The organism is Candidatus Andeanibacterium sp. (assembly GCF_057143545.1).
The window spans coordinates 1-4,816 of sequence record NZ_DBNHSF010000111.1 but is presented as its reverse complement, the minus strand read 5'-3'; the positions used below and the strand labels follow the sequence as shown (position 1 = coordinate 4,816).

Below are 4,816 nucleotides of genomic sequence, written 5' to 3'. Positions count from 1 at the left end.
GACGCCCTTGACCACGCGGCCATGGGCGACATCGAGACAGGGGATGACGCGAATGCGGACGGTCATTGCCAGGATCCCATCGCAGTGATCACCACTCCAATTGCGAGTAGAATGACGAATCCCACCTTCATTGGAAAGAACGTTCGCCGAAGGTATAAATGCTGTGAATCGCGTTGTTCACTATTGATCGATGCGGCGCGGAGATTGCGGAACTCCACGAGTAGTTGATGACCGACCAGCACGGTCAGGATCATCAAGGAGGGAGGCAGTAAGTATTTCAGATCGAATATCTTCCAGAGCACGACCCCCGCACCGCCAATTATCAACAACAGATTCCTCATACCCGCGCCGCCATCGCCAGCGCCGCCGCAAGGTCAAGCCGCCCTTCATAGAGCGCCCGCCCGGTAATCACGCCTTCGATCCCCTCATCGGCGTGGATCGCGAGCATGCGGATATCGTCGAGCCCCTTGACCCCGCCCGAAGCGATCACCGGGAGGTCGGTCTGGCGCGCCAGATCGACCGTCGCGTCTATATTGCAGCCCTTCAACAGCCCGTCGCGCCCGATATCGGTAAACAGCAGGCTGGCGACCCCGGCATCTTCGAACCGGCGGGCCATATCGGCCACCGGGACGTCGGACACCTCCGCCCAGCCCTCGGTCGCGACCATCCCGTCACGCGCATCGACCGCGACGACGATGCCGTTCTCCCATTCGCGGGCCATGGCCTTCACGAACTCCGGGTCCTTGAGCGCGGCCGAGCCGATCACCACCCGCGAAACCCCGAGATCGAACCAGCCCGCGACCGCTGCGGGCGTGCGGATCCCGCCGCCGAGCTGGACATGGCCGGGAAAGGCCGCGACGATCGCCTCGACCGCCTCGCGGTTGCGGCTTTCGCCCGCAAAGGCTCCGTCGAGATCGACCACGTGAAGATGTTCCGCCCCGGCTCCGGCGAAGGTCAGCGCCTGTTCGGCCGGGTTGTCGCCATAGATCGTTGCGCGCGCCATATCGCCTTCGGCCAGGCGCACCACCTGGCCCTGCTTGAGGTCGATGGCGGGGAAGACGATCATATCGATCCTCCCCTTTCAGGGGAGGATCTTGAATACCCGAACACCGTTTTCACGGCACCCACTCCAAAAACCGCGCCAGGAAAGCCAACCCATAGGCCTGGCTCTTTTCGGGATGGAACTGGACACCCAGGAGGTTGTCGCGCGCAACCGCCGCGACCAGCCCGCCGCCATGGTCGGTCACCGCCGCCACATGCCGTCCATCATCCGGCACGAAGTGATATGAATGGAGGAAATAAGCCTCGCCTTCCTCGATCAGCTCCGAGCCATCGCCATGATGCGCATGCATCACATCGTTCCAGCCCATATGCGGGACCTTGATCGCCGGATCGGTCACTTCGATCGGGCGCACCTCGCCCGGGATCCAGCCCAGCCCCGGACATTCGCCGTGTTCGAGCCCGCGCGTCGCCAGCAATTGCATCCCGACGCAGATGCCGAGAAACGGGACGCCATCCTCGAGCACGCGCTGCTCGATCGCCTCGACCAGCCCGCCGATCCCGGTCAGGCCTTCGTAACAGGCGCGAAACGAGCCGACGCCGGGCAGCACGATGCGCTTCGCCATCCGGACGAGGTCCGGATCGGCGGTCACCATCACCGATTCCGCCCCTGCTGCCTTCAAGGCATTGTTGACGGAGTGAAGGTTGCCGGCGCCGTAATCGATCAGCGCTAATGGCTCAGCCATGCCTGCTTTCCGCACACCCATCCGGGTGTGCGATCCTCGCTAGACGGGCAGGCAAGCTGCCCCCGCTGTGAGCGGCCAGTCGGCCTCGCGGCGGCTTCGCATCCGAAATTGCCCGCTTAACCACCCAATTGACCCTTGGTGGACGGCACCGCCCCGCCCTTGCGCGGATCGATCTCCACCGCCTGGCGCATCGCGCGGGCAAAGCCCTTGTAGATCGCCTCGCAGATATGGTGGTTGTTCTCGCCATAGAGCAGCTCGATATGAAGCGTGATTCCGACCGCCTGGGCGATCGAGGCGAACCAGTGCGAGAACAGCTCGGTGTCCATTTCGCCGAGCCGTTCCTGCGTGAACCTGGCGTTCCACACACAGTAAGGCCTTCCCGAAATATCGAGCGCGACCCGCGCCAGCGTCTCGTCCATCGGCGAATAGGCATTGCCGTAGCGACCGATTCCGCCGCGGTCGCCGAGCGCATCCGAAATCGCCTGGCCCAGCGCCAGGGCGCTGTCTTCGGTGGTGTGATGCTGGTCGACATGCAGATCGCCGACCACCTTCAGCTTCACGTCGATCAGCGAATGGCGGCTGAATTGCTCGATCATGTGATCGAGGAAGCCGATCCCGGTGGAAATGTCGTAAGCCCCTGTTCCGTCGAGATTTACCTCGACAGAAATGTCGGTCTCCTTGGTCTTCCGGGTGATCGTGGCGCTGCGCATGGCTCGCCTATAGGCTCGTATGCGGGCAAATCAATGATTCGGGCCCGTCTCGAAGCCTCTTGACCGGCCTTCATGGCCCCGTCACTTGTCTTGCCATGAGCGATGATACGCCCGACAGCCTGATCCCTTACGACGAGATCGTGCAGGAAGCCTTGCGCGCCGTGGTCGGCCGCGTGCTGGGCGAGATCGAGGCCGGCGGCGGCGAGCTTCCCGGCAATCACCATTTCTACATCACCTTCAAGACGGCGGCTCCCGGCGTTGCGATCCCCAATCATTTGCGCGAGCGCTTCCCCGACGAAATGACGATCGTGCTGCAAAACAAGTTCTGGGACCTGGCCGTCGACGAGGAAGGGTTCCAGGTCGGGCTGAGCTTCAACCAGGTCCCGGCCAAACTGCAGATACCGTTCGCGGCGATCACCGCGTTCGTCGATCCGGCGGTCGATTTCGGGCTGCAGTTCCAGGCCGCCATTTCCGACATGGAGCCCGAACCGCACGAGGACGCCGAAAACGATTCTCCGGAGCAGGTGGAAGGGCCGCCGATTGAAGAGGCGGGAGATGGTTCGAATGTCGTAACTGTCGATTTCGGACGCAAGAAATAGCCGGGCGAGGAAATCAAGGTCCACCCGGCACGGGAATCCACACAATGGACAATCCACCGGAAAAGTCGAAATCCCGGCCTCCCGAGCGCCCGTCGCCCAGCCCCAATCTCGCTACGGATCTGCTGATCGCGGACATCGCCTTGCGCGGCTTCGCGCGGCTCACGCGGCTGTACATGGAACGCCAACTGGCCAAGGCCAAGCATGATCCGGCGGAAGTCGACAAGGAGATCGACAGGCGCTCGATCACGACGGTGATGGTCCACGCCGCGCTCGCCCGGATCGCCACGCGCTCGGTACCCGGCGCGCTCGCCGTGGGCGGCTGGCTGGCGGGAAAGGTCCTGCTCGAACGGCGCAAGCAGAAGAAAGCCGATGCACTGGCCGAAAAAGAAGCACAAGAAGTTTCGCCCGAGGCTTGATTTGCCAGCCCCGCTTGCGGCAATTGCAGCCATGGCCGGTGCCGATACACTCAAACGCAGGGGGCTGATGTTTGTCCTTTCCTCGCCTTCGGGCGCCGGAAAGACCACGATATCGCGCATGCTGCTGGAAGCCGATGCCGAGATATTCATGTCGGTCTCAGTCACCACCCGTCCGATCCGCCCGGGAGAAGTCGACGGGAAAGACTACCATTTCGTAGACCAGGACACGTTCAAGCGGATGAAGGATGGGAACGAGTTCCTCGAATGGGCGGAAGTCTTCGGCAATTTGTATGGAACACCCAAGGCTCAGATCAAGGAGGGCCTCAAGGACGGCCGCGATTTCCTGTTCGACATCGATTGGCAAGGCACCCAGCAACTCTACCAGCGAATGGAAGTTGACGTAGTGCGCGTGTTCCTGCTGCCGCCCAGCATCGAGGAGCTGGAAGACCGGTTGCGCTCACGCGGTACCGATTCCGACGAGGTGATCAAAAGCCGGATGGAACGCGCCCGCTTCGAAATCAGCCATTGGGACGGCTACGACTATGTCGTGGTCAATGACAATATGCAGTCCTGCTTCGAAAAAGTCCGCGGGATCCTCGGATCCGAAAGACTGCGCCGCGCGCGCCAGACCGGTCTGGTCGATTTCGTGCGCAACCTCACTTCCCCTGCCTGATTCATGAAATCTTCCGAAAGCGGTATGAGGCCCGCCATTCGCCTTATGGTTAAAGGTTAGAAAACACGGTTAAAGAACGGGTTACCATTTCGCGGCTATGACGCTTCGAGACGAGGCTGGAACAGGAAATAGCCGCCATGACGCACCAGATGCAGACGATGTTCGCCACGGCAGAGGGCGAAGAGCGATTTGTCGACAAGGTACGGCGGCAGATCGAAGGCGGCTATCTCGACTCCGCCGAGGTCATGCTGATGTCGGAACTCGCGGCATTGAATCGCGACCTTGCCCATCAATGCATGGAGCTCAAACGCAGCGATGTCCGGCTCGAGGGCTGGCCCGAACTGCTCGACGCGCTCGCCCAATTCGAGGGCGAGGATATCACCGGCATCGCTATCGGCATGGGCAACGAGCTCGATCTGGCGTTCGAAAAGGGCCAACTCCATGTGCCCTACATCACCCTGGGCATCTACAGCGACGGCGGCTACGCCTTCTCCGGCGCGTCGCGCAAGGACCTCCTCGACCAGTTGGCCGGCGACGTCCCGGCCTGGGCGGGCCACGAGGAAGACATCGAAGTCTACATGGAAGTTACGGGGCTGGAAGCGCTCAACACCGCGCTGATCCACCACAAGCAGCGCCATTTCCTGCGCGATCGCCGGACCGCCGAAGCGCCAGA

Annotated in this window: 8 protein-coding genes; 4 read left to right on the top strand and 4 right to left on the bottom strand. The window is 62.0% G+C overall.

Annotated elements, in window-relative coordinates; all coding sequences use genetic code 11:
• Positions 1–62: 62 nt before the first annotated feature.
• The 4 genes from AC16XC_RS07045 to hisB all read right to left on the bottom strand — a co-directional run bounded on the left by AC16XC_RS07045 (position 63) and on the right by hisB (position 2,455).
• Positions 63–341 (bottom strand): hypothetical protein, encoded by a 279-nt coding sequence (locus AC16XC_RS07045; RefSeq protein ID WP_484033941.1) that lies wholly within the window; start codon positions 339–341, stop codon positions 63–65.
• Positions 338–1,066 carry a 1-(5-phosphoribosyl)-5-[(5-phosphoribosylamino)methylideneamino]imidazole-4-carboxamide isomerase gene (gene hisA, locus AC16XC_RS07040; RefSeq protein WP_484033940.1) on the bottom strand — a complete coding sequence of 243 codons (729 nt, stop codon included), beginning with the start codon at positions 1,064–1,066 and terminating at the stop codon, positions 338–340. Before hisA ends, AC16XC_RS07045 begins: the two co-directional genes overlap by 4 nt.
• Before the next feature lie 49 nt (positions 1,067–1,115).
• Complete coding sequence (gene hisH, locus AC16XC_RS07035) at positions 1,116–1,745, bottom strand: imidazole glycerol phosphate synthase subunit HisH (protein WP_484033939.1); 630 nt, start codon at positions 1,743–1,745, stop codon at positions 1,116–1,118.
• Positions 1,746–1,861: 116 nt separating this feature from the next.
• Entirely contained in the window at positions 1,862–2,455 is a 594-nt protein-coding gene (hisB, locus tag AC16XC_RS07030) for an imidazoleglycerol-phosphate dehydratase HisB (protein ID WP_484033938.1), read from the bottom strand.
• A 95-nt stretch (positions 2,456–2,550) separates the two neighbouring features.
• Between hisB and AC16XC_RS07025 the strand changes: the two genes are divergently transcribed.
• The 4 genes from AC16XC_RS07025 to AC16XC_RS07010 form a co-directional block, all read left to right on the top strand.
• Positions 2,551–3,054 (top strand): SspB family protein, encoded by a 504-nt coding sequence (locus tag AC16XC_RS07025; RefSeq protein WP_484033937.1) that lies wholly within the window; start codon positions 2,551–2,553, stop codon positions 3,052–3,054.
• A gap of 44 nt (positions 3,055–3,098) precedes the next feature.
• Positions 3,099–3,470 carry a hypothetical protein gene (locus tag AC16XC_RS07020; RefSeq protein WP_484033936.1) on the top strand — a complete coding sequence of 124 codons (372 nt, stop codon included), beginning with the start codon at positions 3,099–3,101 and terminating at the stop codon, positions 3,468–3,470.
• Between the two features lie 31 nt (positions 3,471–3,501).
• Positions 3,502–4,143: a guanylate kinase gene (gene gmk / locus AC16XC_RS07015; protein ID WP_484033935.1), complete on the top strand. Its 642-nt coding sequence runs from the start codon at positions 3,502–3,504 to the stop codon at positions 4,141–4,143.
• Positions 4,144–4,280: 137 nt separating this feature from the next.
• Positions 4,281–4,816 (top strand): hypothetical protein (locus tag AC16XC_RS07010; protein ID WP_484033934.1); only part of this gene is annotated, 536 nt, incomplete at its 3' end.

What these genes read in the sequence shown, in the direction of transcription:
- AC16XC_RS07045 (WP_484033941.1), bottom strand. Translation starts at nt 341, where the DNA reads ATGAGGAATCTGTTGTTGATAATTGGCGGTGCGGGGGTCGTGCTCTGG.
- AC16XC_RS07020 (WP_484033936.1), top strand. Translation starts at nt 3,099, where the DNA reads ATGGACAATCCACCGGAAAAGTCGAAATCCCGGCCTCCCGAGCGCCCG.
- hisB (WP_484033938.1), bottom strand. Translation starts at nt 2,455, where the DNA reads ATGCGCAGCGCCACGATCACCCGGAAGACCAAGGAGACCGACATTTCT.
- AC16XC_RS07025 (WP_484033937.1), top strand. Translation starts at nt 2,551, where the DNA reads ATGAGCGATGATACGCCCGACAGCCTGATCCCTTACGACGAGATCGTG.
- gmk (WP_484033935.1), top strand. Translation starts at nt 3,502, where the DNA reads ATGGCCGGTGCCGATACACTCAAACGCAGGGGGCTGATGTTTGTCCTT.
- hisH (WP_484033939.1), bottom strand. Translation starts at nt 1,745, where the DNA reads ATGGCTGAGCCATTAGCGCTGATCGATTACGGCGCCGGCAACCTTCAC.
- hisA (WP_484033940.1), bottom strand. Translation starts at nt 1,066, where the DNA reads ATGATCGTCTTCCCCGCCATCGACCTCAAGCAGGGCCAGGTGGTGCGC.